Origin of the sequence: Burkholderia sp. LMU1-1-1.1, from assembly GCF_040675865.1 — a bacterium.
GTDB lineage: Bacteria > Pseudomonadota > Gammaproteobacteria > Burkholderiales > Burkholderiaceae_D > Rugamonas.
The window spans coordinates 1-261 of sequence record NZ_JBEGHG010000071.1 but is presented as its reverse complement, the minus strand read 5'-3'; the positions used below and the strand labels follow the sequence as shown (position 1 = coordinate 261).

The 261-nt window shown below is 76.6% G+C and carries 1 protein-coding gene; it reads right to left on the bottom strand.

The genetic code is table 11. The features are described from left to right. Positions 1–261, bottom strand: a 261-nt coding sequence (locus MRBLMU1_RS29570; protein WP_363509641.1) for an Ig-like domain-containing protein, incomplete at both ends; no start/stop codon positions are given.

The window sequence follows — 261 nt, the reverse complement described above, 5'->3', positions numbered from 1 at the left end:
CGGCCGCCAGGGTGCCGGTGGTGACGGTCCAGACGCCGTCGGCGTTGGCCACGCCGCTGCCGACCAGGGTGGTGCCGTCGTACAGCTTGACGGTGGCGCCGGCTTCGGCGCTGCCGGTGAGGGTCGGCGTGGCGTCCTTGGTCAGCTTGTCGGCGTCGGACACGCCCGTGTCGGACGCGGCGTCGAGCACCGGGGCGCCCGGGGCGCCCGGCGCGGCGCGGTCGATGGTCACCACCAGCGGCGCCGACGGCGCCGAGATGT